The sequence below is a fragment of the Caulobacter sp. BP25 genome, from assembly GCF_002737755.1.
Classification (GTDB): Bacteria; Pseudomonadota; Alphaproteobacteria; order Caulobacterales; family Caulobacteraceae; genus Caulobacter.
This window is the reverse complement of sequence record NZ_PEGH01000004.1, coordinates 72,711-88,252: the sequence shown is the minus strand read 5'-3', so window position 1 is coordinate 88,252 and position 15,542 is coordinate 72,711. Positions and strand designations below refer to the sequence as shown.

Sequence of the window (15,542 nt, the reverse complement as noted above, 5' to 3'; positions counted from 1 at the left end):
CGCTTCAGGTCGAGTCGTTTCGCCCAGCAAGGAAAGAGCCCTTCCTACTCCTTCGTCAGATCCTGCCGCCGGAACAGCCACACCGCCGCCGCGGTCAGCGCTGCGGTCCACACCAGCAGAACCACCAGCGCCACGCCCGCCGAACTGCCGGCGTCACCCAGCTGATCGGGCGCCAGCAGCGCCGCGCGCAGGAGGTCGGCGTCAAACACCGGCATGGAGAGCAGCTTCCAGCTCGGTGGACCCTGTTCCATCGCCCGCAGCGCGCCAGCCAGGATCGTCTGGACGAAGCGCACGCCCAGGCAGGCGATCACCACCCCCATGGTCGAGCGCGACAGCACCCCCACGCAGGCGGCCAGGGCGGCCAGGACCATGGCCTCCAGCCAGGTGATGGTCAGCACGCCGACGATGTCGAACGGGTTGCGGTCCAGCAGCGAGAGCGCCACCGTCTTGCCGTTGATGGCCGAGCCGACCAGCGCGGCGAGGGCCGACAGTACGGCCGACAGCAGCAGGCTCCAGAACACCGCCTCACCGACCACGACCAGCTTGGCTAGCAAGAGGTTCTGCCGCGTGTTGCGCGGGGTCAGCAGTCGCCAGGTCTCCCAGCGATAGTCGCCGGCTAGCACCGCTGCGGCGCCGATCATTAGGAACAGCGCGCCAAAGGTCGAGGCGCCGTTCGACAGGGCCTTGATCACCTGGTCGACCAGGCCGACGGCCAGGCCCGGCATCGGCTTCTTGATCACGAAACGCAGGAAGAGGTCGCCGCTCACGCTGAGCAGGAAGCCGACCAGCGGGGCGAAGCAAAAGCCCCAGAACATGGTCGAACGGTCGCGCAGCAGGCGGAAGCGTTCGGCGGCGATGGCGTCGACCAGCATCAGGCGGCTCCTTCCACGGTCGTGGCCGTGGGCGTCTGCCCCAGCGTTTTCAGATAGACGCCCTCAAGGTCGACCTCGCGCCAGCGGGCCTCGACGATCTCGGCGCCCGCCTCGACAAGGGCGCGGATGACGGCAGGGGCCTCGGCGCGCGGGATATCGGCCAGAACGGCGTCGGCGCCGTCGGCCTCGCCGCGATCGCCCAGCACCGCCAGCGCCGAGGCGAGGGGAGAGGCCAGGGTCAGGCGCAGGCGAGCTTCGCCGGCGGTCAGTTCGGCCACGCCGCCCTCGGCCACGACCTTGCCGCGCGAGAGGATGGCGACGCGATCACAGACGCGCTTGACCTCGTCCAGCTGGTGGCTGGCCAGGATGACGGTGACGCCCTCGCGCTTGGCCAGATCCACGATCAGGGCGCGGATCTCCTGGATGCCGGCCGGGTCCATGCCGCTGGTCGGCTCGTCCAGGATGACGAGCTCGGGCTTGGTCAGGAAGGCGGCGGCCAGGCCCAGGCGCTGCTTCATGCCGACGGAGAAGCCGCTGGTGGCGCGGTCGGCGGCGTGGGTCAGGCTGACCCGCTCCAGCCAGCCGCCGACGTCGGCGGTCTTGGCGCCGCTTTCCAGCGCTAGCATCGTCAGGGTGTCGCGGGCGGTCAGATAGGGCGGATAGCGCGGGGTTTCGATCATCGCCCCGACCTTGCGCAGGGCGGTGATATCGCCGGGGGCGGCGCCGAACAGCCTGGCCGAGCCGCTGGTGGGGCGCACGAGGCCCAGCGCGATGCGGAACAGCGTGCTCTTGCCCGCGCCGTTGGGGCCAAGGACCCCGAACACGCCGCCGGCGGGAATGGCGATGGAGAACTCGTCGAGGGCGCGCACCGCCCCATAGGTCTTGGTGAGGCGGTCGGCCTCAAGGGCGATCGACATGCGGCGCGGTCCTGGACGCCGAACGAGTCGGCTAGACGGGGCGACTATGGCCAGCCGGCGGGAGATCGCCAAGTTAAGTCGCGGTCACGCTTGCGCGGAACGTCGATCGTCATACGGCTGCAACACCCATGTCCGAACAGGCTGGAAACGGCCGTTTCCAGTCGAGCTCTCTCTATGATCCTTCGTCGCCTGTTGTCGCTGCTCTTCGTCGCGGGCTTGGTGCTGGCGGGGCCGGTTCAGGCGCGGGAGAAGGCCCCGCATCTGACCCTCCTGGTTTCGATCGACGGCTTCCGGGCGGATTATCTGGATCGCGGCGATACCCCGGTAATGAAAGCCCTCGCCGAGGACGGGGCGCGGGCGGCGATGCGGCCCTCGTTTCCGTCGGTGACCTTTCCCAACCACTACGCGCTGATCACGGGCCAGCGCCCCGATCGTAACGGCATCGTGGCCAACACCATGCTGGACCCAAGCGTCTCGGCCGAAAAGTTCACCATGCGCAGTCTTGAGCCTGGTTGGTGGAGCCAGGCCAAGCCGCTCTGGGTCTCGGTCGAACAGCAGGGCAAGCGCGCCGCAGCGATGTTCTGGCCTGGCTCGGAAGTCGAAATCGACGGCGTGCGTCCCTCCCGCTGGGTGAAGTTCGACGCGGCCATGTCCGGCGAGGCGCGCGTCGACCAGATGCTGGCGTGGCTGGATAGCGCCGATGGCCCGCCGATCGCCTTCTCGACCCTCTATTTCGATATCGTGGACACCGAAGGTCATCACTATGGCCCGGAGTCGCCGGAAGTCCGCGCCGCCGCCGCCTCGGTCGACGCCGCCTTGGGCCGACTGGTCGAGGGGCTGAAGGCGCGGGGGCGCTTCGAGAGCACCGACATCGTGATTGTCGCCGACCACGGCATGGCGCCGCTGCCCGCCGCCAACCGCGTGGTGCTGGACGACCTTGTCGACGTCTCGAAGATTGAGCTGGTCACCACGGGGGCGGTGACCTCGTTCACGCCCAAGCCGGGCGAACGAAAGACGGTCGAGCGGGCGTTCCTGTCCAAGCCGCTCCCGCACATGACCTGCTGGAAGAAGAGCAAGATCCCGGCCCGTTTCCACTATGGCCGCAACACGCGGGTGCCCGCCATCGTCTGCCTATCGGAGACCGGCTGGTACGCCACGACCCTCGCGGCCAAGGCCAAGCCGGGAAAGTGGGACGACAAAGATGGCGGTGCGCACGGCTTTGATCCTTACGACCCGACAATGCAGGCGGTCTTCGTCGCGCATGGGCCGTCGTTCAAGCGCGGCGTGACGCTGCCCGTCTTCGACAATGTCGACGTCTATCCGCTGCTGGCGAGGATCACGGGCATTGAGCCCGCGAAGGGGGATGGCTCGCTGAAGGTGGTGGGGCGGGCGCTGCGCTGACGTTGCGCGGCGTCGCGGACGAGCAAACACGCGCCTTGATCTATTAGTTGCGATATGCGTTAAATATTTCAAATTTGGAAAAGGAATGGCGCATGTCCAATCCCGCTGGCCTGATTTCGGCTGTCACCTATCGCGATCCGAAAGCCGCACTGGCCTGGCTGGAAGCAGCCTTTGGTTTCGAACTGGTCTTCCTGATCGAGGGTGAGGACGTCAGCGTGGCCCACGCGGAGATGAGCCATGGCGCCTCCCGAGTGATGATCGGCGGCGAGTGGAGCCCTGCCCACGCTAGCCCCGCTTCGATGGGCGGCAAGACCACCCAGACGATCCACGTCTATATCGAGGGCGACGTCGACGCCCATTGCCAGACGGCCGCCGCCGCCGGGGCTGAGATCGTCGAGCCGCCGACGACCCAGTTCTACGGCGCGCGCACCTATCGCTGCCGCGACCTGGAAGGTCATCTCTGGACCGTTTCGGCGGATGTGGAGACGGTCTCCGTCGAGGAAATGGAAAAGCGTAGCGGCCTCAAGATCACGGTCGCCAAGACGTGATCTCGCCGGACGTTCGCATTTCCGCGCCCAAGGTCTCGGCGTGAGCGAGGCCCTGGACCGCACCCTGGCGGCTCTGGCCGACCCGTATCGTCGACGCGCGGTCGATCTGCTGCGCGAGAGGCCGCGCCGGGCCGGCGAGCTGGCCGAGAGCCTGGGTCTGACCGCGCCCGCCATGAGCCGCCACCTTCGCGCTCTGCGCCAGTCGGGCCTGGTCGAAGAGAGCCATCCGGAGTTCGACGCGCGGGTGCGGGTGTATCGTCTGCGGCCGGGGCCGATGGCCGAGCTTAAGGCCTGGCTGGACGCCGCCGAGGATCACTGGGTCGACCAGCTTTCCGCGCTAAAGGCGCATGTGGAGGCCAAGCGCTCGTGAGTTCGCGGATCGTCGTGGCCTTGCGGATCGCCGCGCCGCCCGAGGTGGTGTTCGACGCCTTCGTCGACGACATCGCCCTTTGGTGGCGGCCTAACGCGCTGTTCTCGTTTACGCCGCGCTCGCCAGGTGTCATGGCCTTCGAGGATGGACGACTCGTTGAGCGACTGCCCAGCGGCAAGGTGTTCGAGGTGGGCGTCGTCAGCGTCTGGGAACGCGGCGCGCGGCTGGTGTTCGGCTGGCGCCAGGCGACCTTTACCCCGGACATGAACACGGAGGTCGAGGTCCGCTTCGAGGCCATGGGTCAGGAGACGCGAGTGACCGTCGAGCATCGCGGCTGGGACAGCGTGCCCGCGCCGCACGTGGCGCGGCACCGCTCTCCAAACACCGTCTTTCTGGCCCGCCACGGGGAGTGGTGGCGCAATCTTCTGGCCGGGCTTGCGGCGCGCGCCAGTAGCGTCCACCTAGGGGCGGGCGAAGAAGGGCTGTCATGAACACCACCATCAAGGGCGGACGGCGTCAGGCCGCCTTGGGCTTCATCTTCGTCACCGCGATCCTGGACGTCGTGTCTCTGGGCGTGATGATCCCGGTGCTGCCAAATCTGGTGAAGGCGTTCGGTGGCGGCGACACGGCCGCGGCGGCCGACTGGAACGTGCTGTTCGCCACCACCTGGGGCGTGATGCAGTTTCTCTGTTCGCCGATCCTGGGCCTGTTGTCCGATCGGTTCGGCCGGCGCCCGGTCATCCTGACCTCGATCTTCGGCCTTGGCGTCGATTTCCTGTTTATGGCCTTCGCGCCCAGCCTGTGGTGGCTGTTCGTCGGGCGGATCTTCAACGGCATGACGGCGGCCAGCTTTTCGACCGCCAGCGCCTACGTCGCCGACGTCACCACGCCGGAGAACCGCGCCAAGGGTTTTGGCCTGATGGGCGCGGCGTTCGGCATCGGCTTCACCGTGGGGCCGGCGCTGGGCGGCTGGCTGTGGACGTTTGATCATCGCGCGCCGTTCCTGGTCTGCGCGGCCCTGGCGCTGACCAACTGGCTGTACGGTTTCTTCGTCCTGCCGGAATCCCTGCCGCGTGAGCGCCGCCAGACGCGCTTCGACTGGAAGAAGGCCAATCCGGTGGGTTCGCTGCGCCTGCTGAACAGCCGCCCGGGCCTGCTGGGTCTGGCCGGAGTTGGGTTCCTGTTCCAGCTGGCGCACAACGTGCTGCCCAGCGTCTTCGTGCTCTATATGGGCTTCCGCTATGGCTGGAGCCCGCAGGTGATCGGCCTGACCATGATGGCCAGCGGCGTCGCCAGCATCATCGTCCAGGCCCTGGTCGTCGGGCGGGTGGTCAAGGCCGTGGGTGAGCGCGGCGCGCTGCTGATCGGCCTGTTCGCGGGTTTCGTCGGCTTCATGGTCTACGCTCTGGCGCCGACGGGCATGCTCTATCTGTGTGGGTTGCCGCTGTTCGCGCTGTCGGGGCTGATCATGCCCGGGCTGCAAGGCCTGATGACCCGCCGCGTGGCCCCGAACGAGCAAGGGCAGCTGCAAGGCGCGAACTCGGCCCTGATGGGGGTCTCGTCGATCATCGGACCATCGCTGTTCCTGCTGCCGTTCGCCTTCGCCGTGCGTCATGACGCGACGTTGCACCTGCCGGGCCTGCCGATCTTGATCGCGGCGGCTTTGATGCTGGCGGCGACCCTGCTGGCCTGGGCCAAGGCCCGACCCGCGCCTATATTGGAACCCAAGGCCGTTTAGGCTCTTAAGCTCACGCCGAAACCTTGACCTTTCGCCGCCTTAGACTCGCCCGAAAGCTCCGGTGAGTTCGCGAGGAACTGTTAGGAGTCGTCCTTGAAGACCATGCGCAACCTTCGCGCCCTGCTGCCGGTCGTTGTTCTGCTGACCGCCTGCTCGAACCCGAACGGCCAGTCGAACGCCCAGTCGATCCCCGACATGCCCCAGCCGACGCGGCGCGTTCCCGCCGACGTGGCGTCGATGAAGCAGTCCTTCTCGCCGGTTGTGAAGAAGGCCGCCCCGGCCGTCGTCAATGTCGCTAGCCGCCGGGTGGTGCAGCGGCGGGTCGATCCGTTCTGGGACTTCTTCATGGGCGGCGGCCAAGGCGGCTCGCAAGTGCAGGGGTCGCTGGGCTCTGGCGCGATCGTCCGCGCCGACGGGGTCATCATCACCAACCACCACAACATCAACGGGATGAGCGACATCACCGTGCAGTTGGCCGACCGCCGCGAGTTCCCGGCAGTCGTGCTGCTGGACGATCCGAGCGCCGACCTCGCGGTGCTCAAGATCGACACCAAGGGCGAGAAGCTGCCGGTCATGGCCATCGACGACCAGGAGCAACTGGAAGTCGGCGACTTGGTGCTGGCCATGGGCAATCCGTTCGGCGTCGGCCAGACCGTGACCAACGGCATTGTCTCGGCCCTGGCTCGCACGGACGTCGGCGCGGCCGACTTCGGCAGCTACATCCAGACCGACGCCGCTATCAATCCGGGCAATTCTGGCGGTCCGCTGGTCGATCTGGACGGCGATCTTGTCGGCATCAACACCTTCATCATCTCGCGCTCGGGCTCTTCCTCGGGCGTGGGCTTCGCCATTCCCGCCCGGGTCGTGCGCCAGGTGGTCAACGCCGCCCTGGGCGGTGGCCACAGCATTGTCCGGCCCTGGCTGGGCGTGAAGGGCCAACCGGTCAATGGCGAGATCGCCAAGAGCCTGGGCATGACCGCTCCGCGCGGCGTGCTGGTGGCCCAGATCTACCCCGGCTCATCGGCTGAGCGCGCGGGCCTGAAGGAAGGCGACGTCATCCTGGCGATCGACGGCCAGGCGGTGAACGACGAGGGCGGCGGCGCCTTCGCCATCGGAACCCACAAGGTCGGCGACCGCGTGCCGATGCAGATCCTGCGCAACGACCGCGAGCAGACGATCACCGTGCGCGCCGACGCCGCGCCCGAGACGCCCCCTCGCGACGAGCGCACGCTGTCGGGCAACAACCCGTTCAATGGCGCGACGGTGCTGAACTTGTCGCCGGCGGTGGCCCAGGACCTGGGCGTCGACCCGTTCGCCGGGCGCGGCGCGCTGGTCAGCAAGATTGGCCCCGGCTACGCTGGCAACTGGATGCGCCCGGGCGACTTTGTCCGCAGCATCAACGGCCGCCAGATCAACACCGTCGCCGACCTCGCCTCGGCCATCGCCGGGCGCGCGGGCGGCTGGAACATCACCATCGAACGCGGTGGCCAGCTGATCCAGGCGCGGTTCTAGATTTGGGTTCGAGGCCGCCGGCCTGCTAGAACGGACTCATGTCCGATCTCTTCCAGGCCGCCGGCCTGACGCCCCATGCGCCGTCTCCCTTGGCCGATCGCCTTCGGCCCCAGAGCCTCGACGAGGTGGTGGGCCAGCAGCACCTGCTGGGGCCGGAAGGCCCCATCGGCCGGATGGCGGCGGCCCATCGCCTGGCCTCGATGATCCTGTGGGGGCCGCCCGGCACGGGCAAGACCACCATCGCCCGCCTGCTGGCCAAGGCCGGCGGCTATGAGTTCCAGCAGATCTCGGCGGTGTTCTCGGGTGTCGCCGACCTGAAGAAGGCCTTCGAGCAGGCGCGCGCGCGCCGGATGGCGGGGCAGAGCACCCTGCTGTTCGTCGACGAGATCCACCGCTTCAATCGCGCCCAGCAGGACGGCTTTTTGCCGTTCGTGGAGGAGGGGATCGTCACCCTGGTCGGCGCCACGACCGAGAACCCGTCGTTCGAGCTGAACGGCGCCTTGCTGTCGCGCTGCCAGGTCTTCGTGCTCAAGCGTCTGACCGAGGAGTCGCTGGAGCAGCTTCTCCAGCGCGCCGAGGCCGCTGAGAGCCGCCCATTGCCGATCGACACAGAGGCGAGGTCGAGCTTGGTGGCCATGGCCGACGGCGACGGCCGCTATCTGCTGACCCTGGCCGAGACGCTGTTCTCGATCGGGACCGACAGCCCGCTGAACCCGACCCAGCTGGGCCAGTTCCTGCAAAAGCGCCGCCCGGCCTACGACAAGGACCGCGAGGAGCACTACAATCTCATCTCGGCTCTGCACAAGTCGGTGCGCGGCAGTGATCCGGACGCGGCGCTGTACTGGCTGGCGCGGATGCTGGAGGGCGGGGAGGATCCGCTGTTCATCGCCCGCCGCCTGGTGCGGATGGCCTCCGAGGACATTGGCGCGGCCGATCCGCTCAGCTTGCTGCTGACCACGGCGGCCAAGGACGCCTACGATTTCCTGGGGAGCCCGGAAGGCGAGCTGGCCCTGGCCCAGGCCGTCGTTCACATGGCCAGCGCGCCCAAGTCGAACGCGGTCTATGTCGCCTACAAGGCCGCCCGCCGCGCCGCCAAGGAGACCGGCAGCCTGATGCCGCCGTCGCACATTCTCAACGCCCCGACCAAGCTGATGAAGTCGCTGGGCTATGGCGACGGCTACGCCTACGACCATGACGTCGAGGGCGGCGTCTCGGGCCAGAACTACTTCCCGGACGGCATGGAGCGTCGGCGCTTTTATGAGCCCAAGCCCGTCGGCGCCGAGGCCAAGGTGCGTGAGCGCTTGGAAGCCTGGGGCAAGGTGCGTAAGGACGGCAAATGAGCACTCCGAAATTCCGCCGTCCGCCCGGCGTCGCCAAGCCCAAGGCCGTCGAGTGTCCGATCACCCTGACGCCGGAAGAGGTCGCGGCGGCCCAATCTTGGGTGCTGTACGAGGACGAGGCGATCATCGCGCTCGATAAGCCGGCGGGCCTGTCCAGCCAGGGCGGGCGGATCAAGGCCCATACGCTGGACGACCTCTTGTGGGCGTTCGCCAAGCCGGGAAAGGCCCGGCCTCGTCTGATCCACCGGCTGGACCGCGACACCTCTGGCGTGATCCTGACGGCCAAGACCAAGCCGGGCGCGGCCTTCCTGGGCGAGGCCATGATGGCCAAGCGGTTCCGAAAGTCATACCTCGCCATCGTCGCGCCGGGCGCGCCCGAGCCCAAGGGCGGCATGATCGACAGCCCGCTGCGTCGCGAGTCCATCGGTCGCGAGGCCTATATGCGCGTTTGCGCCCCCGACCATCCGGAGGCCGAGACCGCCCGCAGCCGCTATCGCACCCTGGCGGCCAACGCTACGGCCGCCTTGGTCGAGCTGTCGCCGGACACCGGCCGCATGCACCAGCTTCGCGTCCACATGGCCTCGATCGGCCGCCCTCTGGCGGGCGACAGCCGCTACGGCGGGGCGCTGATGCTGGGCGGCGTCGCCGTGCCGCGCCTGATGCTGCACGCGGCCAGGCTGACCTTCCCGCATCCGCTGGGCGGCGAACGCAAGATCATGGCCCCGCTTCCGTCCGATTTTGTCGCGATGCTCAAGGCCCTGGATTTGCCGATTCCGGAACAGCCGGCGTCGGACGCCGTTGAACAGGTCTGAAGAGGCAAGCCCATGAAGATCGCCAAGCCGCTCGTCGCCGCCGTCCTGTCGGGATTGATGCTGACCGCCTGCGCCAGCGCGCCCACCGTCTATCGCGCCCAGGCCGGCGCGCCCAATGACGTCGGCTATTCTGAATATCGCCTGGAGGCGGGGCGCTACCGCGTTACGTTCCAGGGCGGGCCTGGCGCGCCAGAGGCTCAGATCGCCGACTACGCCCTGTTGCGCGCGGCCGAGCTGGCGCTGGGCGACGGATACGACTGGTTCCGGGTCGCGTATCGCTCGACGTCCGCGTCCGGCTATGACCGTGGTCCCCGCATGTCGGTCGGCGGCGGCTCGGCCAGCTTCGGCCGCCATACCAGCGTTGGCGTGGGCGTGGGAACGAGCTTCGACCTCGGCCCTGGGCCGTCATTCGCCCAGTCGATCGAGGTGGTGTTCGGCAAGGGGCCGACGCCGCGCGACCGCGACGCCTATGACGCGCGCGAGATCGTCAAGACGATCGGCTACGGACGCGGTCGAATCTAGCGGCTTAGGCCGCGACCTGCTTTCCCAGCGGATAGGTCGCGCGCAGCGAGGCGTGGCTGAGGCCGGCGGTCTCGGCCGCCGCGAAATAGCCCTCGGCCGGAAGACCTTGCAGGATCGTGGTGGCGGCCAGGCCGCGGGAGTCGCGGCCAAAGGCCATGATGTCCATGGCGATCTTGGCGGCCTCGCCGTTGAGATCGGAGGCGTCGAGCGCCAGGCCGGCCAGGCGCGCGTCGCGTAGCACGCGCAGGGCTTCCCGGTCGGGCGGCACGCGGGCGATCACGCCGTGGGTCAGCGCCCGCAGCAGGCCGACGACTTCCAGAAGACGGCCGGCGGGCGTGCCGCGGGTGACGTCGACCAGCTCGATCATGATCCCGCCGCGCAGCAGACCCAGCGACAGGCCTGCGGTGCCCGTCAGCAGATCGCGACCGCGTTGCGTGCCTAGCGTGCGGAAAGAGGCGGGTAGGATCAGTTCGGGCGTGTGCGGCCCCTGGGTCGAGCGGGCGAAGACCGCCGCGTACTTCAGGGTCGACTCGTCGATGAAGGCGACGTCGCGATCCGACAGCTTGGTCAGCGCGCGCGCCGAGGCCTGGCGACCGCTGGCCAGATGCGTGACCATCGGTTCGATGCGCACGGCCGTGGTGATGTTGCGGCGCAGGTTGACCACATGCTCAAGCGTGAAGTCCACGCGCAGCGCAGCGCCGGCTGCTGTGGTGAAGGCCACCGGCGTGCGGCGGGCCTCGTCGGCCGGGTCTACGGTGATGCGGACGGGCGAGCGCTCGGAGTCCCGGCGCGCGCGGGCCGCCAGAATGACGGTCGGGTCGATGCGCTTGCAGACCGCCTGGCCGCTCTCGACGCCGATAACCGCGCGGATGCCCAAGTCCGCCGGGTCAGCCGCGCCCAGCAGGTGGGTCAGCACGTCCTCGAGAATCCGCACGCTGGTCGCCTGCGCGGCCAGGCCGTGCTCGTGGTGCGTGGCGATCAGGAACTCACTTTCCGAGATCCGCGCGCGCAGGTCGTTGCGGTCCAGATGCTCGGCCAGCTTGCGCTCGACATAGGTCCAGACGTCGGTCCGCTTCTGGGCCCACCAGTCGCCAGCCCACATGCGGATGGTCTTGACGCTGATGACGTTGACCGAGCCGCGCGCCACCAGGTCCGTGCCAGCGAGGCGCTGAAGCACCGGCCCGGGGAGGGCCACGCGTTCGGTCGCGTCGAAGGTCGGGAGTGGGCGGGACATGGCTCTGCACTTTAAAAATACCGCGACAAAGTGCCGTCCACGCGCTTAACGAGTGGTAATGAAAAAGGGTTTCCGGAGTTGTTTACCTTGAAAGAAATCGCTGAAAATCAAGGGAACAATCTTGAGAGCTTGGCGTTGCGGGCGGCTCGGAGCATAAGACTTTCATGAACAAACTGCTTCTCGTGGCCGCCGGCGGGGCCGTCGGCTCGGTCGCGCGTTACCTTGTAGGGGTGGGCGCTTTACGGGTGATGGGCCCCGGTTGGCCGTACGGAACCTTCACCGTGAACGTTGTCGGCGGGTTCCTGATGGGTTGCCTGGCCTCCTGGCTGGCGCATCGCGGGGCCGCTTCGAGCGAGCAGTGGCGGGTGCTGCTGGGCGTCGGTGTTCTGGGTGGCTTCACCACCTTCTCGTCCTTCTCCCTGGAGACCGCGCTGATGATTCAGAAGCGCGCCTATCTGCAGGCCTTTTCCTATTCCGCCGCCAGCGTGCTTCTGTCCGTGGCGGCCCTTTTCGCGGGCCTTCTGATCGCCCGCAGGATCTTCGCATGAGCACCACCAAGGAAGTCCGCACCCTTTATGTCGACGCCGGCGAGGACGGGGTGCGCCTGGATCGCTGGTTCAAGCGGCGCTGGCCGCACCTGAACCATATCCAGCTCAACAAGCTGTTCCGCTCGGGCCAGGTGCGGGTCGACGGCTCGCGCGCCAAGGCTGACACCAAGCTGGCGGCCGGCAGCCAGATCCGCGTGCCGCCGCTGCCCGACGCGCCCGATCCGGCCGACAAGAACAAGCTGTCGGCGCGCGACGTCGCCTACGCCAAGTCGCTCGTGCTGTACGAGGACGAGGAGGTCCTGGCGCTGAACAAGCCCGCCGGCCTGGCCGTGCAGGGCGGCACCAAGACCACCAAGCATGTCGACAAGCTGCTCAGCGCTTGGGGCGAGGGCGTCGATCGCCCGCGTCTGGTCCACCGCCTGGACCGCGACACCTCCGGCGTACTGTTGCTGGGCAAGACGCCTAGCGCTGCGGCGCGCCTGTCGGGCGCCTTCGCCAAGCGCAAGGCGCAGAAGACCTACTGGGCCATCGTCGCGGGCAACCCGCACCCGACCGAGGGCGTGATGGAGCTGCACCTGGCCAAGCGTGGGGTCGGCGACCGCGAACTGGTCGTGCCCGCTCAGCCCAAGGACCCGGACGCCCAGCCAGCCGAGACCGAATTCGTCACCATCAGCCGCGCCGGCCCGCGCGTGACCTGGATGGCGCTGCGCCCGCACACCGGCCGCACCCACCAGCTGCGCGCCCACATGAAGGCCATGGGCCACCCGATCCTTGGGGACCCCAAGTACGGCGACGACAAGTCCGCGCCCCTGTCCGAAGGCTTGAAGCTGCAATTGCACGCCCGCTCGATCCTGCTGCCGCACCCCTCGGCCGGGATGCTGCACATCGAAGCGCCGCTGAGCCCGGAGATGAAGGAAGGTTTCCGCAAGTTCGGCTTTTCGGAAGACGAGGCCGAGGCAGAGCCCTTCGCGCGGCGTCAGACCAAGCGGCGCTAACGCAGCGCCGCTTGGTCCCCCACCAGACCGCGCTTTTTGGGGGCGCGCGCGGCCTTCCGCCTTGAGAGGCGGTCTTTACACCAAGCCGATCAACGGCTTGGCGGTCTTGCTGTCTGGAAACACCTTGGTCTCCAGCAGGGCGCGGTCGACGCCCATGTGCTCGGTCAGCACGCCCTTAAAGAGGGCGCGCATGTCCAGTGTCGGGGCAGTGTCGCGGTTCTCGAAGAGGGCGTTTTGAGCAAGGCCCGGCCAGTCGCCGACGATGCCGCCCGGCTTGAGCGCGCCGCCCAGGATCAGGCCGGTGGACGCCGTGCCGTGGTCGGTGCCGCCGGTGCCGTTGACCCGCGCGGTGCGGCCAAACTCGGTGACGGCCATCACCACTGTGTTCTTCCATTCGGCGCCCAGGCCCGTGTGCAGGCCGTCCAGCACCGCGTCCAGATAGGACAGGCGCGTGGCGATCTGGCCGGGCTGGCCGGCGTGGGTGTCGAAGCCGTCCAGCGAGATGGCGGCGATCTGCGGCCCGCCGGGCTGAATCATGAAGCCGCCCAGGGTCGAGCCCAGCTTGCGCGCGGTCTCGTCGCCCCGCCGCTTCTGGCCGTCGGCGGCGCCCATGTTCATCGTCGACGTCGCCGCCATGGCGGTGATGGCCTGCTGGGCCATGGCCTCGGTCTCCAATCCGCTGGCGAAGGCCGGCCCCAGCAGCGGATCGGTCTTGTAAAGGTCCTGCAGCAGGGTCGGCAGGCGGGCGCTTTCATCGACGCCCTTGCCCGGAGACCAACTGGCCGCCTGCACCTTGCCGCGCAGGATCAGGGGGGCGGTGGTTCCGACCGACAGGCCTTCGACAGGGCGGATCGGCGCCAGGACCTCCAGCGTCCGGTTCAGCCAGCCTGTGTCGGCGCCGTAGACGCCCGCCGCGCCGGTCTCCAGCACGTCCTGAGCTTCAAAGTGCGAGCGCGCGCGGTCGGGGCTGGCGATGGCCGGGGCGATACGGGCTTGGCCCTTCATGGCCAGGGCGTGGACGGTCGAAAGCTGCGGATGCAGGCCGAATACGCCGTTAAGCTTCAGCACCTCCTCGGGTTTGAACGCGATGGAGCCGCGCAGACCCGCATAGTCGCGGTCGCCGACCGGAGGCGAGACGGACAGGCCGTCCATGCCACCCCGGCAGATGACGACGACCAGTTTCTTCTTTGCCAGATCGCCTTCGGAGGCGGCGAAGGCCTGGCCGCCCAGGAAGGTGACGCCGATGCCCAGGCCAGCGCCCAGGCCCAGCAGCGCGCGGCGGTTCAGCGGAGCGTTCATCGGCGTTGGAACTCCGGGCTCATCACGAGAAGGGCGAAGGCTTCGCGGCGGGTCTCGGCCCGCGAGACAGCCTTGGCGACGGCGGGCGTCAGGCGTGCGCCCAAAGCCTGAACCGCCAAGGCGTTTGGATCGGAGCGGTCGGCGATGGCGGCGGCGAAGCCTTGCGCCCACTGCATTCGCTTGATCAAGGCGTCCGGCGCGGCCCAGGTCTGGGCGTCGTCGGGCCAGCCCTTGGGGGAGGGGGCCGAGAACGGTTTTTGGCCAAGGCCGGTCAGGATCGGCGCCAGGCGCTCGATCGCCGAGGGCTCGGCTCCGATCAGCCGCCAGGTCGACAGCGTATACTCGTAGGGCGTCTTGAGCTTGGCCGGCGTCGGGGCCCAGGCCTCGGGGCTGTCGATCAGCGCCTTGGCGACCTTGGCGAGGTCTCCACCGGTCTCCATCCAACGCTGCTCTAGCCGCTCGGTCAGGGAAGAGGGCGGCGTGTCCGAGACGAAGTGGCGAGCGATCTTGCCGCAGATGTGGCGGGCCGTATCGGGATGGGCGGCGAGGTCGCTCAGCACGGCCAGCCCTTGCTTCAGGCCCTGCTGTCCATAGTGGCGGCCCATGATCGTGCGCGCGCCCGGCTCATGGGCGTTTTCGCGGAACACATACTGTCCCGCGCGGTCCTCGGGGTCGCGGCCGATCGAGAAGCCGGTCAGTGCGCGCGCGAATTCGGTGACGTCGGCTTGGCGGTAGCCGGCGTCGACGCCGACCGTGTGCAGTTCCAGGATTTCGCGCGCCAGGTTCTCGTTCAAGCCGGCCTTGCCGTTCCCGCGCCGCGCTGCGGCGCCCGAAGCCCGACTGTTGGGGCCGATCGACTGAGCCTGATCCAGATAGGTCAGCATGGCCGGGTGGGTCGAGGACGCCACCAGCAGGTTCTCGAAACTGCCGAACACGTAGGGGCGGATCGCCTCGCGCTCGAACGGTCCGATCAGCACCGAGGTGATCTGCTTGGTCGACGAAACGGTGAAGTGGTTGGCCCAGAACAGCGCCCATCGCTCGCAAAAGGCCGCGTTCGTGCCCGCCGCCAGCCGCGCTCGCGCCAGGAAATCGGCGTCGATCTTGTCGCGCAGCGCACGCTGTGTGTCCTTGAAGGTCTGGGTCTTTGTGGCGGCCTCGCCGTCCTTCTGCTCGCGCTCCGTTTTCCGCTGCTGCTGGAAATCGCGCATCGCCTCGAAGCGCTGGGCCGAGGTTTCTCCGCCATCCTGCGGCAGGTCCGCGCCCTCGCGGCGGATCTGGGCGGTCAGAAAGCCTTTCGGATCGGCCGTGGCGGCCTCGATTTCCCCGGGGCGGGCGCCAAGACCGAAACGGGTGACGGCGATGGCGGCCATCATATCCTTGCTGGGCAAGCTCATAAGCCGCTCTCCCTTGCGCGACGACGTGACATTGCCCATT

The 15,542-nt window shown here is 68.3% G+C and carries 16 protein-coding genes; 11 read left to right on the top strand and 5 right to left on the bottom strand.

The annotated features are described in order from the left end of the window. Positions 1–44: 44 nt before the first annotated feature. Positions 45–872, bottom strand: a complete 828-nt coding sequence (locus CSW59_RS01595; protein WP_099442394.1) for an ABC transporter permease — start codon at positions 870–872, stop codon at positions 45–47. Continuing rightward, positions 872–1,789, bottom strand: a complete 918-nt coding sequence (locus tag CSW59_RS01590) for an ABC transporter ATP-binding protein (protein ID WP_099442393.1) — start codon at positions 1,787–1,789, stop codon at positions 872–874. The genes CSW59_RS01595 and CSW59_RS01590 overlap by 1 nt, the downstream gene beginning before the upstream one ends. 174 nt (positions 1,790–1,963) lie before the next feature. Between CSW59_RS01590 and CSW59_RS01585 the strand changes: the two genes are divergently transcribed. From CSW59_RS01585 to CSW59_RS01545, 9 genes are all read left to right on the top strand, one after another. Then, positions 1,964–3,190: an ectonucleotide pyrophosphatase/phosphodiesterase gene (locus CSW59_RS01585; RefSeq protein WP_099442392.1), complete on the top strand. Its 1,227-nt coding sequence runs from the start codon at positions 1,964–1,966 to the stop codon at positions 3,188–3,190. 92 nt (positions 3,191–3,282) lie between these two features. Further along, on the top strand, positions 3,283–3,738 hold the full coding sequence (locus CSW59_RS01580) for a VOC family protein (RefSeq protein WP_099442391.1): 456 nt from the start codon (positions 3,283–3,285) through the stop codon (positions 3,736–3,738). 40 nt (positions 3,739–3,778) lie between these two features. Then, positions 3,779–4,108, top strand: a complete 330-nt coding sequence (locus CSW59_RS01575; RefSeq protein ID WP_099442390.1) for a helix-turn-helix transcriptional regulator — start codon at positions 3,779–3,781, stop codon at positions 4,106–4,108. Continuing rightward, positions 4,105–4,599, top strand: coding sequence for an SRPBCC domain-containing protein (locus CSW59_RS01570; RefSeq protein ID WP_099442389.1), 495 nt, complete (start codon positions 4,105–4,107; stop codon positions 4,597–4,599). Before CSW59_RS01575 ends, CSW59_RS01570 begins: the two co-directional genes overlap by 4 nt. After that, complete coding sequence (locus CSW59_RS01565; protein WP_099442388.1) at positions 4,596–5,846, top strand: TCR/Tet family MFS transporter; 1,251 nt, start codon at positions 4,596–4,598, stop codon at positions 5,844–5,846. The genes CSW59_RS01570 and CSW59_RS01565 overlap by 4 nt, the downstream gene beginning before the upstream one ends. Before the next feature lie 93 nt (positions 5,847–5,939). After that, complete coding sequence (locus tag CSW59_RS01560) at positions 5,940–7,358, top strand: Do family serine endopeptidase (protein ID WP_099442387.1); 1,419 nt, start codon at positions 5,940–5,942, stop codon at positions 7,356–7,358. A 38-nt stretch (positions 7,359–7,396) separates the two neighbouring features. Continuing rightward, on the top strand, positions 7,397–8,698 hold the full coding sequence (locus CSW59_RS01555) for a replication-associated recombination protein A (protein ID WP_099442386.1): 1,302 nt from the start codon (positions 7,397–7,399) through the stop codon (positions 8,696–8,698). After that, entirely contained in the window at positions 8,695–9,510 is an 816-nt protein-coding gene (locus CSW59_RS01550; RefSeq protein WP_099442385.1) for an RluA family pseudouridine synthase, read from the top strand. The genes CSW59_RS01555 and CSW59_RS01550 overlap by 4 nt, the downstream gene beginning before the upstream one ends. A 12-nt stretch (positions 9,511–9,522) precedes the next feature. Beyond that, positions 9,523–10,032, top strand: a complete 510-nt coding sequence (locus tag CSW59_RS01545) for a hypothetical protein (RefSeq protein WP_099442384.1) — start codon at positions 9,523–9,525, stop codon at positions 10,030–10,032. Positions 10,033–10,036: 4 nt separating this feature from the next. On the opposite strand, the gene CSW59_RS01540 is transcribed toward CSW59_RS01545, so the two are convergent. Then, entirely contained in the window at positions 10,037–11,266 is a 1,230-nt protein-coding gene (locus CSW59_RS01540; protein WP_099442383.1) for a hypothetical protein, read from the bottom strand. Between the two features lie 164 nt (positions 11,267–11,430). On the opposite strand from CSW59_RS01540, the gene crcB reads away from it, so the two are divergent. Both crcB and CSW59_RS01530 read left to right on the top strand, forming a co-directional pair. Then, a complete protein-coding gene (gene crcB / locus CSW59_RS01535) occupies positions 11,431–11,814 on the top strand; it encodes a fluoride efflux transporter CrcB (RefSeq protein WP_099442382.1) in 384 nt (127 codons plus the stop codon). Then, positions 11,811–12,809 (top strand): RluA family pseudouridine synthase, encoded by a 999-nt coding sequence (locus CSW59_RS01530; protein WP_099442381.1) that lies wholly within the window; start codon positions 11,811–11,813, stop codon positions 12,807–12,809. The genes crcB and CSW59_RS01530 overlap by 4 nt, the downstream gene beginning before the upstream one ends. A 75-nt stretch (positions 12,810–12,884) precedes the next feature. Here the strand turns inward: CSW59_RS01530 and CSW59_RS01525 are convergent, their stop codons facing one another. Next, positions 12,885–14,108, bottom strand: a complete 1,224-nt coding sequence (locus CSW59_RS01525) for a DUF1501 domain-containing protein (protein ID WP_099442380.1) — start codon at positions 14,106–14,108, stop codon at positions 12,885–12,887. After that, positions 14,105–15,541 (bottom strand): DUF1800 family protein, encoded by a 1,437-nt coding sequence (locus tag CSW59_RS01520; protein ID WP_099442379.1) that lies wholly within the window; start codon positions 15,539–15,541, stop codon positions 14,105–14,107. The genes CSW59_RS01525 and CSW59_RS01520 overlap by 4 nt, the downstream gene beginning before the upstream one ends. Position 15,542 lies beyond the last annotated feature (1 nt).